Annotated in this window: 15 protein-coding genes; 9 read left to right on the top strand and 6 right to left on the bottom strand. The window is 38.6% G+C overall.

Translation table 11 applies throughout. From position 1 onward, the window contains the following. Positions 1 to 152 precede the first annotated feature (152 nt). The gene (locus DPX34_RS19225; protein ID WP_111980061.1) at positions 153 to 428 is read right to left on the bottom strand and encodes a hypothetical protein; all 276 of its coding nucleotides are present in this window, start codon (positions 426 to 428) and stop codon (positions 153 to 155) included. A gap of 840 nt (positions 429 to 1,268) precedes the next feature. Here DPX34_RS19225 and dctP point away from each other — a divergent pair. From dctP to DPX34_RS19255, 6 genes are all read left to right on the top strand, one after another. Next, positions 1,269 to 3,320: a TRAP transporter substrate-binding protein DctP gene (gene dctP / locus DPX34_RS19230; RefSeq protein WP_111980062.1), complete on the top strand. Its 2,052-nt coding sequence runs from the start codon at positions 1,269 to 1,271 to the stop codon at positions 3,318 to 3,320. A gap of 31 nt (positions 3,321 to 3,351) precedes the next feature. Then, on the top strand, positions 3,352 to 4,200 hold the full coding sequence (locus DPX34_RS19235) for a hypothetical protein (protein WP_111980063.1): 849 nt from the start codon (positions 3,352 to 3,354) through the stop codon (positions 4,198 to 4,200). Between the two features lie 205 nt (positions 4,201 to 4,405). Beyond that, entirely contained in the window at positions 4,406 to 7,129 is a 2,724-nt protein-coding gene (locus tag DPX34_RS19240) for a DEAD/DEAH box helicase (RefSeq protein WP_111980064.1), read from the top strand. 1 nt (position 7,130) lies between these two features. Continuing rightward, positions 7,131 to 7,502, top strand: a complete 372-nt coding sequence (locus DPX34_RS19245) for a hypothetical protein (protein ID WP_111980065.1) — start codon at positions 7,131 to 7,133, stop codon at positions 7,500 to 7,502. A 191-nt stretch (positions 7,503 to 7,693) separates the two neighbouring features. After that, positions 7,694 to 9,601, top strand: coding sequence for a radical SAM protein (locus DPX34_RS19250; protein WP_198673761.1), 1,908 nt, complete (start codon positions 7,694 to 7,696; stop codon positions 9,599 to 9,601). 1 nt (position 9,602) lies between these two features. After that, positions 9,603 to 10,007: a hypothetical protein gene (locus DPX34_RS19255; protein ID WP_111980066.1), complete on the top strand. Its 405-nt coding sequence runs from the start codon at positions 9,603 to 9,605 to the stop codon at positions 10,005 to 10,007. Between the two features lie 330 nt (positions 10,008 to 10,337). Here DPX34_RS19255 and DPX34_RS19265 read toward each other — a convergent pair whose 3' ends face one another. Genes DPX34_RS19265 through DPX34_RS19280 form a run of 4 tightly spaced genes read right to left on the bottom strand, consistent with a single transcriptional unit; the run spans position 10,338 to position 14,498 of the window. After that, a complete protein-coding gene (locus tag DPX34_RS19265) occupies positions 10,338 to 11,255 on the bottom strand; it encodes a pseudouridine synthase (RefSeq protein WP_111980067.1) in 918 nt (305 codons plus the stop codon). A 46-nt stretch (positions 11,256 to 11,301) separates the two neighbouring features. Next, positions 11,302 to 12,549 carry a lipoprotein-releasing ABC transporter permease subunit LolE gene (gene lolE, locus DPX34_RS19270; RefSeq protein ID WP_111980068.1) on the bottom strand — a complete coding sequence of 416 codons (1,248 nt, stop codon included), beginning with the start codon at positions 12,547 to 12,549 and terminating at the stop codon, positions 11,302 to 11,304. 9 nt (positions 12,550 to 12,558) lie between these two features. Continuing rightward, positions 12,559 to 13,254 (bottom strand): lipoprotein-releasing ABC transporter ATP-binding protein LolD, encoded by a 696-nt coding sequence (gene lolD, locus DPX34_RS19275; protein ID WP_111980069.1) that lies wholly within the window; start codon positions 13,252 to 13,254, stop codon positions 12,559 to 12,561. A gap of 8 nt (positions 13,255 to 13,262) precedes the next feature. Further along, entirely contained in the window at positions 13,263 to 14,498 is a 1,236-nt protein-coding gene (locus tag DPX34_RS19280; protein WP_111980070.1) for a lipoprotein-releasing ABC transporter permease subunit, read from the bottom strand. A 91-nt stretch (positions 14,499 to 14,589) separates the two neighbouring features. On the opposite strand from DPX34_RS19280, the gene DPX34_RS19285 reads away from it, so the two are divergent. The 3 genes from DPX34_RS19285 (at position 14,590) to DPX34_RS19295 (ending at position 17,190) form a co-directional block, all read left to right on the top strand. Continuing rightward, entirely contained in the window at positions 14,590 to 15,186 is a 597-nt protein-coding gene (locus DPX34_RS19285; RefSeq protein ID WP_111980071.1) for a PilZ domain-containing protein, read from the top strand. An 8-nt stretch (positions 15,187 to 15,194) separates the two neighbouring features. Further along, complete coding sequence (locus DPX34_RS19290) at positions 15,195 to 16,238, top strand: agmatine deiminase family protein (RefSeq protein WP_111980072.1); 1,044 nt, start codon at positions 15,195 to 15,197, stop codon at positions 16,236 to 16,238. A 67-nt stretch (positions 16,239 to 16,305) separates the two neighbouring features. Further along, complete coding sequence (locus tag DPX34_RS19295; protein WP_111980073.1) at positions 16,306 to 17,190, top strand: carbon-nitrogen hydrolase; 885 nt, start codon at positions 16,306 to 16,308, stop codon at positions 17,188 to 17,190. A gap of 287 nt (positions 17,191 to 17,477) precedes the next feature. On the opposite strand, the gene DPX34_RS19300 is transcribed toward DPX34_RS19295, so the two are convergent. Beyond that, entirely contained in the window at positions 17,478 to 19,361 is a 1,884-nt protein-coding gene (locus DPX34_RS19300) for a methyl-accepting chemotaxis protein (protein ID WP_111980074.1), read from the bottom strand. Positions 19,362 to 19,578 lie beyond the last annotated feature (217 nt).

The raw sequence follows: 19,578 nt of genomic DNA on the forward strand, positions 1-19,578 counted from the left end.
CCGAATTAGCCGCTATTATCAACGTCATTTATTAGCGGTCTATTATCGCAAGCAATCTACGTTAAAAAAACCTTATCGTGTGTTTAATTTAAGATAAGTCGAGATTTTAAACTCTTCTACGCTTTATTATGCAAATTCAAGTACCGAATTGATTACACCAGCGTATCAATATGTTTGTAATGTCCCTCTGTTTCACTATTTTCTGCTTGGGTAGACGTGTCTTTGTTTTGTTCTGGGTTTCCTTGTGTTTGATGGTGCGCTAATAACCATGCGGTTAAATCGGGTTGTTGTCGACTGTTCTCTTTTAGGTCGTTTTTCAATTTTGTATCTTTACCAATCCGGTTAATACTCAAATTAGGCTTAACATGCGGTGTATGTGCCGTTCGAGGTATAAAAGGAATAATTGCATCTGTGCTAATAATACTCATCACCTACTCCTCTTTATAAAAATGAACAACGTAAAATATCCAAGTCACATTAAGATCAGACAAAGTGTGAGCAGGAAGAGAAACAGTGCCTAAATCCATTTAAATTCCCACTGGATCCTACATCTTGAAGTCACTTGGGTTTATAAGCTTATATCGACCGAATCAACGACTAACTTTAATAACCTACCTCTGCCTAACTGCGCAGAACATATCACTGAGAATAAAGAATCCCAGCAAACGATTAGCCTGGATATTGGTAAATTAAAAGTAATTGAACGATTCAATTCAACGTTAAACCACTTATAAAGCCATTCGGTATTGCCAGTATCAATAAGGGTTCATTATTTTTTAGATTATGTGGGAATATTTCCCCTAAAAATACAACCTAAAAGTAATTAAAAGCCAACAAACCAAACATATTGGGCGACACATTTCGTCTGTAGACACGCTCACTTCAAACGGTTTTTAAATGACTTTATTCACCCTATCAGACCAATAAATTAAATAATGCAATACCGGCAAAATCAAAAAAGAGGTAATTAAATATATTATTACATCTAAAAACAACACCTTAGTAAGATGAGTTAATTCTAGTCTCTCACAAAACCGATTTAAACGGCTTAAAAATCAGCTTAAATAAGCACCCTTAATTTATAACGGTCAAACAACAATAAAAATTAAATACAACCAACTAACGTTAACTAAGCAAACCAATTTAACGTTCAGCGTTATTTGACACATGACCGTTTATTTACAGACTTAAAACAAAGGAATGAAGATAAATGAGCGAATTTTACACACTCAGCAACAGTAAAAAAATACACAAACACTAGGCAAAAAATGAATATAAAAGTTAAGTACTTAGCCGCTACATTAATTTTATCCTGCATATCACTTACATTGTTGATGAGCGAGCTTTCCACACTTGCTGTCATTACGCTGCTATTTATCGGTAATGGCTTAACGGTTTATATTTTATACCGCAGTGTTGCACTCAATATTGATAAATTAACGGTCAGCATCAATAAATTAAGTCGTTCGAAAAATTTAGATCAAAATCTCGATATTTCGGGTTCTGATGAAGTAAGTCAATCCCTGAATTCTTTATCCGCTTTTTTACTCGGTATCAAGCAAAGCTTTAGTGATTTACAAACCGATACCTATAACATTTCAGATATTGCAGAAGAACTTAATCACACGGCAAAAAAGAACACCCGAAATAATAAAATACAAGCAGATGCATCCAATAATATGGCTGCAGCCGTTGAACAAATGACTAACAGTATTTCAGTTGTTTCGCAACAAGCAAGCTCAGCCACTGAGCACACTGAAGAAGCATACGAAGTCGCGGTTAAAAGTGCAGACGTTGTTTTACAAACGGTCGATGGAATAAAAGACATTTCGGATTCAGTAAATCAAGCGGTCGCGAGAATTAACGCTCTCATGCAAGATAGTGAAAGTATATCTGACGTCGCAAAATTAATTAAAGGGGTGGCAGAACAAACTAACTTGCTTGCACTTAATGCTGCAATTGAAGCCGCAAGAGCGGGAGAACAAGGCCGTGGTTTTTCGGTTGTCGCAGATGAAGTTAGACAATTAGCAGAGCGCACAACGCAATCAACTCAGGAAATAACGGATTTATTAAAAAGAATGCAAGATTCGGCAAAATCAGCATCCGACAGCATGTTACTCACTGAAAATGCGGTGCAAAATGGCGTAGAAAGTGCGCAAGCAGCCGGTTTGTCTATTCAAGCAATCAAAGAGGGTTCAAGTGCTGCAGTGCAAGAAGTCTCTGAAATTTCATTATCAATAAAAGAGCAACAACTTGCCAGTGCCGAAATAGCGCGAAATATTGACCAAATAGCCCATATTAGTGAACAAAATACATTATCAGTTGAAAAATCAATTAAGGCGTCTGACAAAATAACCGAAATTAGCTTGCACTTAATTGAGTTACTTAATCAATACTCTACCAGTCAACAAAAGCAAATTAGACTGCGAGTTGCCGATATACTCGGTGATGACTTTCCAAGTGTCAGGGCCTTACAAGAGCTTTCAGCCAGTCTCAGCCAAAAAAGTAATAATGAACTCGATTTAAAAATTTTTTCTGGCGGCTCATTTGGCACCGAAAACGAAGCACTAGAACAAGTCGCACTCGGGCGATTAGATATGGCCCGAGTCAACATTGCACAACTGAATAAAAAATTTCCTGAAACCAGTGTACTGGGGTTGCCCTTTGTTTTTGATTCGGTTGAACATATGCATCGCTGTATTGACGGCCCTCCTGGGCAATTAGTTAGCAGCGCGATATCAAATCCCGATTTTATTTGCTTAGGTTTTTACGACAGTGGCTCACGAAACATGTATTCCAGCAAGCCGATCCGCCACATAAATGACATGAAAGGCATGAAGCTGCGTGTTCCGCCTTCACCCTTATGGGAAGGTATTGCGGATGCCATGGGGGCTTTCCCTGTGCCAATGTCAATTGATGATATTGTGACTGGGGTGCAAACAGGCTTAGTAGACATGGCTGAAAACACCGTCTTTGCCTATACGGGTTTTAAGCATTATGAAGTCTGTCAATATTTTTCAAAAACGGAGCATGTGATCGCACCCGATGTTTTAGTTTGCTCAAAACTAACGTGGAATAAACTATCAAGAGAGCATCAAACATTAATCATGGAGTTAGCGCAAAAGTCCGTTTTATCGTCACGCAAGCATTGCCTTAACTTAGAGCAAAAAGCCAAAGATAAAGCCAATTTAAAAGGCGCTAAATTTGTTGATGATGTTGATAAAGATTCATTCAAATTAACCATGCGCCGTGTGTATGAAAAATTTGTTGTTTCCAATTCACAAAAGAAAGTTTTACAAGCAATCAAAGCGATCCATTAAGTTTTCAATATAATAAGCAAAGAGAATTCCAATGAGACATATCAAAACGATAGATAATTCATTAGCTTTATATTTAATAGCACAGCACATTGTCGAACCGATTAGCGCGATGTCTGATAGCCCTAGAGCGAAAAAGCAACCACACACACATGCTCACATAGACGGTTTTTTAATTCAAGGCGCTAAAATAAACTTATTTAGTACTGATGCGGAACTTAAAGCCATCACAAACACCTTGTCGCTTGATGATCCGGCAATATACCCAAATTCCCTATTTGAAGCACTTAGCTGCCTGCGAAATGGTTTACTCCCCATACGCTATAGCGATGCACCTAATGCACATGTTTTTTCTGCGACGATGTATGATAAAAAAGGGCATATATTTGAAAAAAATGAATATGAGATAGGGACTTTATTTTCTGACACGATCAAGCATTTACTCATGCACAGCAAACAATATATTGAAGCAACAGATATGTGCAAGCCTGCCACTAATTTATCGGTTAATGTGGGTGAAGAGCACATTGAGTTTAATGCCAGTCATGATGACTGGTTAGATTTTATTGTGCATTTAGAGTGCTGTATCCGAGCCGACACTTATGCAACCATTAAACAAAATATGTGTTCACATTTGCACCTTAAACAACTGGACTTAAATAACTCGATCCATCGAGAAACATTGCTAAGAAGCTATAATGTATTTATGGGATCAGGCTGTCTGTCATCTATTTATACGGTGTTTGATTCTAGCCTTTTAAAAACAAACCCAACTTTACACATAAAAAGTGCAAACGATATCTTTGTTGAAAAGGGTATAAAAACCACCAGTAATCAACAACAGCCACGTCGTCAGGTTAATCAGCGCATGCATCATCATTAACCACTAAATCCGCTCTGAATAATGAGACAAGTCTTTAAAAAATAAAAAGACAAAGTAAAGAAAACAAGGATGTTTTTTCGGTCATAATCTTGTATATCCCCAAGTCGAATAACACATCTGCTTCACTCACCTGATCAATTAACGTAAGCTGCTCCCCCTTGACCCGTTCAGTTAAACAACCCGCTTTAAGCCGAGGAAGACAAGCGTGAAGCCACAAAATGTATTTTCGTATTATCGAGACTGTTATAAAGCTGACAGCACCGACCTCAATTTATGGAATTTAAATAAACTAAAATCAGCAGATAAATTAACTTTAACGGGGCAAGATGAACTAAGAACAGGTTTTTTAACGCATTTACCCATACCAGCCGATTTTGCAGAACCGTTGAGCAAACGAGTTGAAATGTATCAACGCGAAAGAGTTTTGTTGTACGTAAGCTTTTTAGTTGTTGGTAAAATAGAAATTAAAGGCGAAATAAAGCAAGTTGTTTCACCTTTAATATTTAATGAAGCTCATTTAACGGCAAATAATTCACCAACAGGCCAAACAACTAACGACAATCAGTATTACGCGCTATCGACCGAACAAAGCATGCCAGAAGTTAATCAAGCTCTCGTTGATTTGTTATTAGCAGAGCAAGCGGATGACCCGACTGTACTGACGATGTTAAATAACGCCGATGTTCGAGAACCTTCTTTCTGGACGGCTTTACTTAAAAATAGCCCTTTAAATATCGATTATTTAAGCCTTCTGAATTTTCCAACGTTAGCTAATAATGATGATATTAAAACAGCTTTGCGTAAAAAATCGCCTAGTATATTGCCCGTTTCGATGTTGGTTTTTATAGAACGCTCAACCAGTAGCCGAGGTGTTTTGCACGAGCTGGATTCAATTAGCACACATGATGAAATTTCAGCGCCTTTAGCGCAATTAATAAAACCGCATACTGTAAAATATAAGAATAATAAAAACCTAAAATATGATTATTTACCCGGCTTACTGTCTAAACCGCAACAAGCGTTAATATCAATTGCAGCCCATCAAGCCATCGGCTGTGCATCGGGTCCACCCGGAACAGGTAAAAGCTATACCATTGCGGCTATTGCGGCTGAGCATATGGCGCGAGGTGAATCGGTGTTAATTGTTGCTAATAACGATGCAGCACTCGATGTTATTGGTTCAAAATTAGAGACTAACTTTAATTTAAACGATGTATCAATTCGTGCAGGGCAAAAAATATTTCTTAAACAATTTAAAAACTACATTGCCGATTTATTAGCGGGTTATTTTAGTGACGCTTTAAATCAACAGCCTGATGCCTGTGAAAAACAACTAAAAAACACCAATAAATTATTACAAAAAATTGAAAAACGATTTATCCATTTTTGTAAAAAAGCGATCACTCGCGGCCAACGCTTGAAAAACCTACAACAAAAAGACAACTCATGGCTATACCGCCTGTATTTAAAATGGGCTCAACGTCAAATTAAACAACTCGTCGATCAATGGGCCGCTTTAGATAGCATTAATGAACAACACTTAAATCGAGAAGCCTTAGCCAGTCAATATTTAAGTGCACTTAAAAACAAAAATTTGAAGAAACTTGTCGATAAACATCGAACTTCATTACAAGCTTTTAATAAAGCCATTAGAAGCCGCAGCTCAAAACGACAATTCGAATTATTCGACACCATTGAATACCCAGCTCTTTTGTCAGCATTCCCAATTTGGCTAGTCAGCTTAAATAGCTTGTATCGAGTCTTACCTTTAAAAACAGAAATGTTTGATTTAGTGATCATTGATGAAGCAACACAATGCAATATTGCCAGTTGTTTGCCGGCGCTCTACCGTGCCAAACGCGCAATGATTGTCGGCGATACAAAACAGCTGCGCCATTACTCTTTTTTAGCCAAACATAAAGAAGCGCAACTCATGGTTAAAAACAAGGTATCAACTGAACATCATGCGGTAGTGAGTTATCGAGATAATTCAATACTGGATCTCACCTTAAGTGTATTAACTAATACAAACCAGCTCGCTTTTTTAGATGAACACTTTAGGAGCAAACCTGAACTGATTCATTTTAGTAATGTGCACTTCTACCAAAATAAATTAAAAATAATGCAGCATCGCCCTTGTACCCGTTCAGGCTTTTTAGAAATCGAACAGGTAAAGGGTGAACGTGACAAAGCGGGAATAAACCTTATCGAAGCACAATGTGTCATTGCGGCGATAAAACAACAAATAACTGACGATGAACAAACAGGCTATGTGCATTCTATTGGCGTTATTTCGCCCTTCAGACACCAAGCTGAATTTATAGCCCAATTAATCGAAAGTGAATTTACACAACAAGATATCACTCAACATCAATTACGGTCGGCTAGTCCATTTGGGTTTCAAGGTGAAGAACGCGATATTATGCTTATTTCATTTGCGGTTGATAACCAAGCAAAAAGAGCCTCGGCATATTTAAATAAACCAGATGTATTTAATGTAACCATCACTCGTGCAAGACAAAAACAAATACTCTTTTTATCCATCGACGAACAAAACCTTAACGAAAAAAGTCTGTTAAAAAAATATATAAACAGCGCAACAGAATTTAGCGCTAATCACCAAACCGCCTTAAAGCTCGATACTTTTCAAAGCGAAATAATAAGTGAATTAAACAAAAAAAATATTGAGACTTGGCCAGGTTACACACTCGCTAATAATGATATTGATGTGTTGTGCCGTTATAAAAATCGATACCTAGCACTGGATCTCATTGGGTATCCTGGCTCATGGGGCAACTATTTTGAGCTTAATACTTATAAATTGCTCAAGCGCGCAAATATCGATATATTACCCATCAGCTATGGCTTATGGGTGGTCGAACCCAATACATGCTTAACAAAAATAATAGAACAGCTGACTAAGGATTAAAATGGCAGGCAAACTCGCTATCTATCGCTACGACGATCTTAGTTTTCCTAAATTTAAATACGGCTATTATTTGGCCGGGTTTGGCAGCAAAATACTGTTAACATTTATACTTGCTTTTGTCATTCACCACGCTAAATCGATGTTCTTCCAGAGCGACAGCAAAGAACTAGCCGATACAATAATAAGCACTTTAATCGGTGCTATCGTGCTTGCGACCCTTATAAGCAAATTATTCACCTCACAAAAAGCCGGCATTATTGTCTCATCTCATTATTTGGTATTTGGTGAACAAACGGTTTTATATCAAAATATTGAATCAATCAAAGTAGATGAACAACACTTAACGTTTAATATGATACGCACAGACGGGTGAAAAATAACCATAACCGCGGATAAATTTCAGACCAACGCCAATAAAACGCATAAAATTAAAAAGAACAAACAAGATAAATTTTTCAAAGTGGTTGGCAACATACTCAAATATACCATCGCGCTAAACCCGCAAGTAACGTGTGAAATTACCCATGCAAAACGCTTTAAACAATTCACTAACGCGAGCTAAACATGACGGTTTTTAACATTAATCCCAATTTAGATAGCGGCGAAAACACTCACACCAGCCAAGTGCCTAAACAGTATATTCATCTTTTATATGTACCCACTATTTTTTGCAATCTAGGTTGTCATTATTGCTATTTAGGTAAACAAACCGATACCAAAACCTTAAAAGAAGATAACCAACAAGCGGTTGAAACATTAGCGTTCGCACTTGACTATTTTGCTAAAGCCAATATTTTACCGTTCAATTTATCATTACATGGCGGCGAAGTAACGGCGGTACCAGCTGATACGTTAAATAATTTATTTAATAAAATATCAGCGCATTATTTACACCATTACGACGAACTGATGGCGAATGGTTTTCGTAAACAAACACCGCACATTAAAACAAATTTATTTAACTTTGATAAACATCAAGCCTTACTTAAGCAGCACCATGTGTCCATTAGTGGCAGTGTCGATTTGCCTTTTTTCTTACACGATAAATACCGTACAACAAAAACCAACAAATCAACGTTAGCTAAAATTAAAAAAAACATCCAATTACTCGGCCAATATCCTCACGGTAAAAAGTTATCAGCTACGTTGTTCAATGAACATTTTCAACATGTTGAACAAATCATTGACGATATATGGTACATACACCGCGAATTACGATTCGACATGAACAACTTCAATTTTATGTTTGGTTTTGAATCTGATTTAAACGAGCAAAAATTCGAGAACCGCGACAAGCACGATACGCAATCACTTAACACCGAATCAATAAATGAAGAACATCAAATCGCTTTTTATCAAGCCATGAAAAAAGAGTTTACCGGCACTGAACTTGAGTGGGGTTTTAAACGCAATTGGTTTGATGAATTTACCCCAAGCTATTGTACTAACGCTCAAAATTGCGGCGAGCGTTTTTTCTTATTACAAAGTAATGGCGATGTTTATTCGTGTGTGAGAGGCCAAGGTGCTGAGCGTTTTTTTTATGGTAATATTTTCAAAGTGCCCGCGCATGAAATATTAAATAATGGCAAACAAAATATTCGTTCAGTTCATCAAGAACAAGGCTTACACCGTGATTGCGCCGAATGCGAATACCTTAAAATATGTAATACCGGTTGTGCGTTTGTTAAAAACGAAAAAAATAGTAAAAAGTCGTATACCTGTGCATTACAAAAACAAATTTATCGTGAATATCCGCAACAATACAAAGCGGCTTTAGGCACAACCGAACAGGCACTTGACCGACAAAATTACCAAGCCAATATACACCCTCAGCTCAATCAAGATACAAGCAGTAAAGAAGATCAAACACCCAATGTAACAGATGACATGATGCTGCTGTCGTCTGATTTTTACGAACATAAAAATGCATTAGGTCAGCTAATAAAAGCCGACCCTATTTTGCAGGCGCTTTATGCCAGCAATACCGTATTACTCAGTGTAAACGGCGTAATAGAACCACTCAATTCGCAAATTTTAAAAACCACACGCGCACTACACTTTTTAGAGCCAAGCGATCAAGTCATTTTACATATTAAAAAGGCTTGGTTTTTTGTGCACTGTAACGACCCACTCACCAATACCTTATATTTGCAGTTATTGCGTGATACCAAAGTGGTTTATGGTGATGAACAACGCGAAAAGCAAGAACACTTATTCACACAGCAAATATTTTTTAATCAACTGCTGCCTTCAAGCCAAGGTGAAGATTGGTTACAAGTTGACCTGCTCCCCCTATTAAACTGGTGCCAACACCAATTTATATCGGATGTAGCGAATAATTTATTGATAACCACGCAAACACTGCGCGATTATCATTATAAAAAACAGCAAAAGAATGCGTTTTATCACATTCAAGCCATTAACTTACCTTTTCAAAACATCGAATTTTTTTGGTGTAAGGACACAAACTAACATGTTGGGATTTGTAGGCGTAAAAGGCGTTCATTCAATCATATCGGGTGCCAGACAATTGTTAAAAAACGCTGAGGTAAACGATACCGAAGCCGAACCATTAACTGAATTAATCGCCGAGTTTTTTTTAAGCAACATAACAGAGAAAAACGCCATCGTTTATGCACATCCGGCGTTGTATTTATACCAAAATAAAGAGCTCGTCAAAACCATCCCCCTTAAATCGGGTAGTCAATCACAAGCTTTACACTTTGATGGCAAAAAAATGTCGTTTATTAATCAAGTGGTTTATCAACAAAAAGGTAAAATAATTTTAATTGGCGCAGCAACCAGCAGCTCAGCATTCGCTATCGAGTGGTCAAATAACAATAATAATAACAATAACAACAATAATAATAACGGCTAAATATTGAGTTACAGCCAGTTACCACCGAGCACAATTCAGCTTTAAGCGGCCGTGACTAAACGCCTATGAATTGATACCAATCCGTAATAATAAGTGCCCACTCAGCGAGCGTTTAAATGCGCTTAAATGAAAGAATAGTGGTGCTCTTTTGAGTTCGAGTAACACAGAGCAAGCGCATTTAAAACTCGCCTGAAAGGAATGCCCCAGCGGCTTTTGACCTGCGTTATCGGTATTTGAAAGGGAGCAACCATTCCTACACACCGACGCCTTGTTCAAAAACCGCTGGATGCATTCTGAGAGATCACTTAATTAATACGGATTGGTATAAGATTAGTTAAGCAATAAATTTCGTTCACAAGTAAAATGCCTGCATTTGTGGGTGATAGGATCAACAAATTCTATTTTTTTGGCTAATAGTTGCAAAGGCGCTGAATAATCATCAGCCGATAACGCTTGTAGCTTAGGGTAATATTTGTCGTTTAAAATGGGCCAGCCTAATGTTTGCATATGTAAACGTAATTGGTGGGTTTTACCGGTTACGGGGTTTAACTCAAATAATGCCTTAACCGTCATCTTTGTTGTATCCGTTTCGTCGGGTGTTTGCGCTAAACACCGGATCACAGAGTGACTATTGGCCTTTCCTTCACTGATTTGCATCCTAAAACGCAAGTCAGATCTCACAATGCGGTTCTTAACTTGCCATTCTTTACCCACTATTTTGTCACCATGCGTAAGTTGCGCGATGGCTTGATAGGTTTTGTGTATTTGTTGTGTTTCAAACAAATGATGATAACAGTGACGTGTTTCAGGGTTAACTGAAAACATGACGAGTCCGGCTGTAACTCGGTCTAATCGATGTAAAGCTTGTAATGTTTTAATACCTGTTTTTTGCTGTAACCGTTGCTGTAAGCATTCGTTAACAAAAGCACCGCCAGGGGTAACCGGTAAAAAGTGAGGTTTATAAACAACGATTAAGTGATCATCTTGATGGAGGATAGATTCTTTAAAGGGGATCTGCGGTTCGTTTTCAACTTCACGATAATAATAAACACGTTGTTGCGGTTTAAACAATGACTGAGCGGTTATGCAAGTGCCATCATGCCAATGAACCTTGCCACCTTGCATACGTTGTAGCCAAACGTCAGCATCAACATACGGAAATTTAATAATGAGATATTCAAGCACGGTGCTAACCCCAGGGTTTATCTGGGGTAAGCTGAGCTTTGAAGCGTGCTTAGCTATTGTCATTAATGTGTGTCATTAATGTGTTTAATATTTAAAGCTAACTGTAAAATCAACCGCCCCCTAGCATTTGCGCGGGGTCTATTTTTGTGGCTTTGTAAGCCGGGTATATGGTTGATATGAGTGACATTAACAATGCACCTATCGCCGTGGCAACAACATCAATCCATTGCAGTTCGGTTGGTAAAAAATCAACAAAATAGACATCAGCGGTTAAAAACTGTGTGCCTAATAAACCTTCAATCATCTGCATAAATTCAGTTAAATAAACACTTGCGACGCAGCCAAATACCACGCCATAAGCAACCCCAAGTAACCCATTATAAAGCCCCTGAACCATAAATATTTTGATAATACTCGCGTTGTATGTGCCCATCGTTTTTAATATCGCAATATCGCTGGTTTTTTCATTCACCGCCATGACTAAAGTTGACACAATATTAAAACACGCAACGGCAATCACTAAAATCAAAATAATATACATAACCTGACGCACTAAGATGATGTCGTTATATAAATGGCCATACTCATGAGTCCAATTACTAATATAAACATAAACCGGTAAATCGTAGCCTATTTGCCTTGCTAATTGCGGAGCATTAAATACATCATTTATTTTTAGCCGTATGCCTTGTACACCTTGTTTCCAACCTGATTCTGCGGCGGCTACGGGTAAAGAGATATAACCTAAACCATGATCAAGCTGCCCACCCATTTCAAAAGCACCTAATAATTTTAAACGCACGACGTTAGGGGCATTAAGTTTTAAATCTGCGGTTTGTTTAGGAATGAGGACTTCAATGTTTTCGCCTGCCACTAAACCCAGTTCATTAATTAAACCTTGCCCAAGAATAATGCCTTGTTCATTTTTAAAACGTTCAATAACCTGCTTATCAGCGACGTAACTCGCAATATCGCTCACGGCTTGCTCCGCTTCCCAATCAATCCCCCTTATTTGTAGTGGTTTTAATCGGGTGCCTTTTTGAATTAAACCATTCAGTTTTATATAAGGCGCGACAGCAATGACGTCTTCATTTTTTGTGATTTTTTGTGCCAGGGTTGACCAATTTTCAATCCCGGTCAATTCGACAGCCGTGAATTCAATATGCGGAACAACAGACAACAAGCGATCTTTTAATTCACGTTCAAAGCCATTCATTGCCGACATCACTAATATTAATACCGCACAACCCAGTGCGATCCCAATAATTGACGAAGCCGATATAAAACGAATGAAGCGATTTTGTGTGGTAGCTCTAGCATAACGCCAACCTACCATGACCGACAAAGCATTAAACATAAAGCTAAATCACCCTTTAAAATCGATATTATGAAGTTGGCCATCAACTAACTTAAGTTGACGATCCATTCTGGCGGCAAGATCAAGGTCATGGGTGACAAATACAAAGCTAGTATCAAACGCTTCACGAATTTCATCGATTAATTCAAAAATTTGTTGCGCATTAACGTGATCTAAATTACCGGTTGGTTCATCCGCTAATACAATTTTGGGCTGGTTTATGAGAGCTCGTGCAATAGCCACACGTTGGCGCTCACCACCTGACAAAGCAGAAGGCCGATGCGTTAAACGATGACCTAAACCGACCCGCTTTAAAAGCAACTCGGCTTCAGCATAAGCCGTTTTTTTGTCAACGTTGGCAATTAATTGGGGCATCGCCACATTTTCAAGCGCTGAAAATTCAGCTAATAAATGATGAAACTGATAAATAAAACCCATGTTTTGATTACGAAAATCGGCTTGCTGTTTTTCGCTTAAGGCATGAATATTTTGCCCTAAAAAGCAAATTTCGCCCGCATTGGGTTTATCAAGTGCGCCCATCATATGCAATAACGTACTTTTACCCGAACCTGAACTGCCCACTATCGCTAAATGTTCACCTTTAGCGATATCGAGTGTCAGTTCATTAATTACATTGATGGATATTTGCCCATCGGTGTAAGTTTTAATTAAATTGCGACAAGTTAAAATGGATTCAGTAGACATAATTCTAATTACTCATAACGTAGTACATTGGCAGGCTGGGTATTGGCCGCGCGATATGACGGATACAAAGTCGCTAATAAACTCATAGCGATCGCCGAAACCGAAATCACAGCCACTTGTGGCAAGCGTAAATCAATGGGTAACCCCGAAACAGAATACCCCGGAGCGGCAAATATACTCGCGCCAAATAAACTTAAAATATCATTTAAAAATAACGTAATAATCACACCTAAAATGGTCCCTAATAGAGCCCCGATGCAACCTTTATATAGTCCTTGTAAAATGAAAATAGCTTGAATAGGTCTTGGGGCGAGTCCCATCGTTTTAAGCATCGCAATTTCACCTTGCTTCTCAGATACAACCATAACCAATGCAGATACAATATTAAACGCCGCAACAGCAACAATTAAGCACAGCATTAGCCACATCATATTTTTTTCCATTTTTACGGCTGAAAATAACTTTCCTTGCGATTGACGCCAATCAACCGAGGTTAAATTGGGGTATTGTTGGGCAATAAAGGCATTAACGTCTCTATAATTAAACGCATCGACTAAATAGATACGATGACTCGTCACACTGTTTTTAGGTTTACGTAATAAACGAGCGGCATCGTCGTAATGAATTAAAGCCACTTGTGAGTCAACATCTGACCCTGCATCAAATATACCGGTCACATTAAAATTACGTTGCACCGGCATTCTCCCCATCGGTGTGTAACTGGTTTTCTCGACTAACATAAGTCTAACTTGGTCACCGACATGTAAATTGAGTTGCCCTGCCAAAGCACGCCCCACAATGACATTATAACGGCGAGGTTGTAAGGTATTAATGTGTCCATACACCATATGATTGGCGATAACGGATAGCTGCTCAGCTTGCTGCGGATTAATACCTTGCAGCATAATTGCCCGCATATCGGTCGGCGACTGGATCATACTTTCGGTTTGTAAAAACGGCGTAACACCCAGTACATCATCTCGCGCCGTTAACAGACTAAAATCATGTTTTTCTGTTGTCGTGTGTTCGGCATTTTGTTTAATGACAATGTGCGGGATCACCCCCAGCACTCGGTTCTTTAATTCACTTTCAAAACCGTTCATCACAGACACAACAATAATGAGCGCTAGCACACCGAGTGTAATACCAGCAACTGAAAAAAAAGTGATAAATGAGATAAATGAATTACGCTGTTTAGAGCGACTGTATCGACTGGCTATAAATAAACTAAGCGAATTAAACATAAAGGTATTGTTAAACTAAATTCTAAGGCTATAGTGCTGGTACGCAGCCTATTGTTTATTAGCATAAAATTCAACAAAAGATCGAAATACAATGACATTAGAAGAAAAACAAGCCTTATATGACGATTATTTTTCATTAGACTCTGCCGTCAAGCTTAATATCTCACCGTTTCCCGTAGAAAGCCGCATTCCCGATCTAAACGAATTTATTGATGAAATGCCCGCACCATTCAGATTAGCCTCTGACATAACCGCAATTGATGCGGCATCGGTTCGACAATTAAAATCGTTAAGCCATCAGGCCGATGAGATCGCGCATTTTTTAACCTTGCAATCGCGCAAAATAGACATGATCATGTCTTATCTAATCTCAGAAGAAGATCAAGCTGAAGAGCGGATTTATAGTAAACGTTTTGGTGCCGGTGGTGTCGTTGTTAATATCGCCAATAACGAGCTCGTCCTCGGGCAAGTCGTCAGAATGAAATTATTTTTGACCCAAGAAGCCGCTGCGGTTTATTGCTACGCCGAAGTTTTAGCGTTAACTGAGTTGCCGGATAACTCAGCCGATGTAAAATTTGTATTTGTGCAAATTAGAGAAAACGATCGCGAAACCTTGATTAGGTGCGCTTTGCATATCCAAAGTAAGCAATTACGAAAGTTATCAGAACAACGCAAAAAAGAGTCTTAATCACCTTTATGAAAAATACTTATCAATTACCCGCCGAATGGGCTAAACAAGATGCCGTCATGCTCACTTGGCCCCATCAAGCAACAGATTGGGATTGGATTTTAACAGACGTTGAACCTGTTTTTGTCGACATTACCCTGGCGATAACTCAGTATCAACCAGTGCTGATTGTTTGTCATGATGACCCCGTAAAACAACACGTAAAGCAGTTATTACAGAAGGCTAATGCAAGTCAAGATAAAATCATCTATGTGATCGCGCCAACAAATGATACCTGGGCTCGTGATCACGGCCCAATAACCGTTAAAAATAACAAAAAACAAACCCTCGCCTATGACTTTAACTTTAATGGTTGGGGCAATAAATTTGAAAGCACACTCGATAACCAAATAAATACTCACGTTTTTAATCAATGTGATGTGGCGCAAACCGAAAACGTTAATATGGTGTTAGAAGGTGGCGCCATCGAGATTGATGAGCAAGGTCATTTACTAACCACTAAAGCCTGTTTGTTAAATAAAAATAGGAACCCTACACTTAGCCAAGAAAACATTGAGAACATCTTAACTGAAAAGCTAGGCGCTAAAAAAATTCTCTGGGTTAATGCCGGTGCACTCGAAGGCGACGACACCGATTCACACATTGATACCTTGGCCCGTTTTGCTCCCGAGCAAATTATTGTATTTCAAGGCTGCCAAGATGAAACGGATCCGCACTTTGCTGAAATAGATGCCATGAAGCGATCGCTAGAGTCATTCACGACCCTGAAAAACGAGCCCTTCATATTATTTGAATTACCCTGGCCTGATGCGCAATTTAGCGCCGAGGGAGATCGACTTCCAGCGACATATGCTAATTTTTTAATTATAAATGGGGCCGTTTTAATGCCAACGTATGGCGTACCACAAGACCGAAAAGCCCAAATAGTTTTACATATGGCGTTTCCTGAGTACGAGATCATTCCGATCAACTGTCGTCAAATTATTGAACAATACGGCAGTTTGCATTGTTTAACGATGCAATTGCCACTGGGCTTTTTACCCAAAACATAACGTATACACGCTTTTATTCTATTGTATAAAAGCGAATTTTATTAATTTAAATTCAAAAAACTTGATTATGACCTCTATTAATGTCGCGTTAGTACAACACAGTAATTCAGCCGATATAACAATTAATGCAGCTAAAACCGAACAAGGCATCAGACAAGCCAGTGAAAAAGGGGCACAGCTTGTTGTATTACAAGAATTACATCGCAGTTTATATTTTTGCCAAACCGAAAACGTTGATATGTTTGATTTGGCCGAAACCATTCCCGGCCCCAGCACTGAAGCTTTAGCCGCCTTGGCGCAAGAATTAAACATCGTGATTGTCTCTTCATTATTTGAGAAAAGAGCAACGGGTTTATATCACAATACCGCTGTAGTATTGGATACAGACGGCAGCATTGCCGGAAAATATCGTAAAATGCATATTCCGGATGATCCGGGGTTTTACGAAAAATTTTATTTCACGCCTGGTGATTTGGGCTTTAATCCGATCGAAACCAGTTTAGGTAAAATAGGTGTGTTAGTTTGTTGGGATCAATGGTTTCCTGAAGCGGCGCGATTAATGGCGATGGCGGGTGCCGAATTATTGATTTACCCCACCGCGATAGGTTGGGATCCGCTGGATGAACCCGATGAGCAACAACGCCAACTTGATGCATGGATGCTTGTACAACGCGCTCATGCAGTCGCCAATGGGGTACCAGTAATTAGCTGTAATCGAGTTGGGTTTGAACCCGATCCAACGACTCCAAGTACGGGTATTCAATTTTGGGGCAATAGTTTTATTACGGGGCCGCAAGGTGAATTGCTCGCGCATGCCAGCCAAGATAAAGAAGACGTTTTAATGGTGACGATAGATAAAAAACGCAGCGAATCAGTACGCCGTATTTGGCCATATTTTCGCGATCGCCGTATTGATCATTATTCTGATTTAAGCAAAATATATCGTGATTAGCTAAACGGGTTTGCTATTAATAAAAAGCGACAGCTTACTCGGCTATCGCTTTTAGTATATAGTCAAAGCGATCGGGTTTTAGGGGAAGCCGTCAAGCTTCGAGGCCCCATGAACATATGCTCTACTATGTGATTGGGGCCGCCTAAATGGATTTAGGTGTTAGAACGACGCAGGAGCCAAAGTCGAGAGTAAGCGCTGACAATGAACCATAAAACCTGAGCGAGAAGACTATAATAAAATTTAGATTCTAACGTTAAAAATAAGCCTGAAGAAAAACACGGTAGGCTTTAGTCGATTTTGAAACGATCTACCGTATTATGCAAATCGCCCACTTGTTGCGATATTTCCACGCTCGTTTGTGAGTTCTGCTCAGCTTGACCTTTTACTTCAACTGCAATATCACGAATATGCACAACATTGCGACTCATTTCAGCCGCAACGGTAGTCTGTTCTTCAATAGAAGCCGCTATCATGCTATTCATCTCAACAATAGAGGTGACATTTTGCGTTATCTCGATTAACAAGCTACCGGCTTGCTCTGACTGAGCCACACTCAATTCACCATCTTGCTGACAAACCACCATAAGATCAACAATATCTTTAGTTCGGGTTTGTAAAGATTTAATAATCGTTTCGATTTCACGAGTTGAGTCTTGTGTGCGCATAGCCAAATTTCGAACCTCTTCCGCGACTACCGAAAAACCTCGGCCTTGCTCACCGGCTCTAGCCGCTTCAATGGCCGCATTTAATGCGAGTAAATTAGTTTGATCAGCAATACTGCGAATAACTTCTAATACTTGACCAATAGTTGCACTGTCTTTTTCAAGCACCCCAATCACATCAGAAGCACTGTTAAGTTTTTCAGCTAAACCTTGAATAGCTTGCACCGTTAACTGAACTTGTTCATGACCTTTAGTGGCATTCTCATTAGTATCTTCCGCTTTAAGCGCAGCAGATTCAGTATTACGGGCAATTTCATCAACCGTAGATTGCATTTCATTCGCCGCGGTTGCCACCATTTCACTTTGTTGCTGCTGAGTTACCATACCCGCACTGGTGCTTTCAGTATTTTTCCATAACTCATTCATCGCTGTATCGAGCACGCCTGTTGTTTGATGAATGCTAAGAACCGCTAACTTAAAATCGTCCATTAACGAATTAAAATCATTAACAAGTAAACCAAGCTCATCATTTGATGAATATTTAACACGTAACGTTAAATCATTATGCTCTCTAATTTGCCTAAACGTCGACGAAAGCATTTTTACAGGTTTGATAATCGAATTTGAAGTCAAAATGTTGAAGGCGATAGAAATAATAGAGATGATTAAAAAGATAATTGATGCTTTAAATATCATCGCGGTTTCAATATCATCCAGCGAAGATTCGGTATGTTCAATTAACGTAGATAGTATGCTTTCGGTTTGGTGGATAGTGCCTCTTAAGTCACCTAAAGCGCCTGATTTAGAGTTTAAGCCTATTAAAACCTGATTATTAAACAAGTTAGTAAATTCCCGTTGGTAAATTTTTAATTCTTGTTTTAACTTATCAGCATAAGGTTCATCGCTATACTCACGATTAAGTGTTTGATAAAACTTATCTAAATGGCAGTTAAACTTATCAAGATATTTTTCATCCAATCGCAGCATAAAATCTTTTTCAGCACGACGTAATTGCAACATTAATGTTAATAATTCAAAATTAGCATGCTCATCTAAAATAGCTTCAACACCGTGCACTGCGCGCCTTAACGAACCATAACTCGCATCTTTAGGGTGTAAACCAATTTTTTGCTGTAACTCACTAATGGCAATAAAACCTCGATCATATTTTGTAATAATCGATTTGAATTTATTTAGATCATTCTTATCAATATCATAGTCATCAAATTTTACACTTAATTCATCAATAAGCTGGTTCAACGATTTCATCGATTTAGCAAAGCTCGCGACATACTTTAAATCTTTACGCGCTAAAAAATCTTTTTCATTGCGGCGCAGTTGTAAAACGCCCGAATTCAACTTCTCAATATCAGCGTGAATAATCGATACGGTTTTAAAATTCGAGATTTCCACCATCATCAAAATGAGTAAAATAGCCAGCGAGGCAACCGTTATCACGATATTTAAGAATAACCGCTGCTTTATAGAAAAGTTATGTAGGAGTTGCATATTTCGTCCCTTTGCATATGTCTATTTTGGTCTTATTTATTACATTAAGCGTTTATTTTAAATATGAATCACCTAGCCATTTCATCATGCGGGTTCATTTTGAAGCCACGCACAAATAAGCTCGTTAATTATGATTAAAGCCTATTTAAAAGGACTTCATATGTAGGATCTTAAGAAAAAAAGAGGTGTCTTCGCGCTCAATTTGTGATCTTATTGG

It is taken from the genome of Algibacillus agarilyticus (genome assembly GCF_003286125.1).
In the GTDB taxonomy this organism is placed as follows: Bacteria; Pseudomonadota; Gammaproteobacteria; order Enterobacterales; family Alteromonadaceae; genus Algibacillus; species Algibacillus agarilyticus.

Excerpts from the sequence above, each read along its gene's own strand:
- DPX34_RS19225 (WP_111980061.1), bottom strand. The coding sequence starts at position 428 with ATGAGTATTATTAGCACAGATGCAATTATTCCTTTTATACCTCGAACG.
- dctP (WP_111980062.1), top strand. The coding sequence starts at position 1,269 with ATGAATATAAAAGTTAAGTACTTAGCCGCTACATTAATTTTATCCTGC.
- DPX34_RS19235 (WP_111980063.1), top strand. The coding sequence starts at position 3,352 with ATGAGACATATCAAAACGATAGATAATTCATTAGCTTTATATTTAATA.
- DPX34_RS19245 (WP_111980065.1), top strand. The coding sequence starts at position 7,131 with ATGGCAGGCAAACTCGCTATCTATCGCTACGACGATCTTAGTTTTCCT.
- DPX34_RS19250 (WP_198673761.1), top strand. The coding sequence starts at position 7,694 with ATGACGGTTTTTAACATTAATCCCAATTTAGATAGCGGCGAAAACACT.
- DPX34_RS19255 (WP_111980066.1), top strand. The coding sequence starts at position 9,603 with ATGTTGGGATTTGTAGGCGTAAAAGGCGTTCATTCAATCATATCGGGT.
- DPX34_RS19265 (WP_111980067.1), bottom strand. The coding sequence starts at position 11,255 with ATGACAATAGCTAAGCACGCTTCAAAGCTCAGCTTACCCCAGATAAAC.
- lolE (WP_111980068.1), bottom strand. The coding sequence starts at position 12,549 with ATGTTTAATGCTTTGTCGGTCATGGTAGGTTGGCGTTATGCTAGAGCT.
- lolD (WP_111980069.1), bottom strand. The coding sequence starts at position 13,254 with ATGTCTACTGAATCCATTTTAACTTGTCGCAATTTAATTAAAACTTAC.
- DPX34_RS19280 (WP_111980070.1), bottom strand. The coding sequence starts at position 14,498 with ATGTTTAATTCGCTTAGTTTATTTATAGCCAGTCGATACAGTCGCTCT.
- DPX34_RS19285 (WP_111980071.1), top strand. The coding sequence starts at position 14,590 with ATGACATTAGAAGAAAAACAAGCCTTATATGACGATTATTTTTCATTA.
- DPX34_RS19290 (WP_111980072.1), top strand. The coding sequence starts at position 15,195 with ATGAAAAATACTTATCAATTACCCGCCGAATGGGCTAAACAAGATGCC.
- DPX34_RS19295 (WP_111980073.1), top strand. The coding sequence starts at position 16,306 with ATGACCTCTATTAATGTCGCGTTAGTACAACACAGTAATTCAGCCGAT.
- DPX34_RS19300 (WP_111980074.1), bottom strand. The coding sequence starts at position 19,361 with ATGCAACTCCTACATAACTTTTCTATAAAGCAGCGGTTATTCTTAAAT.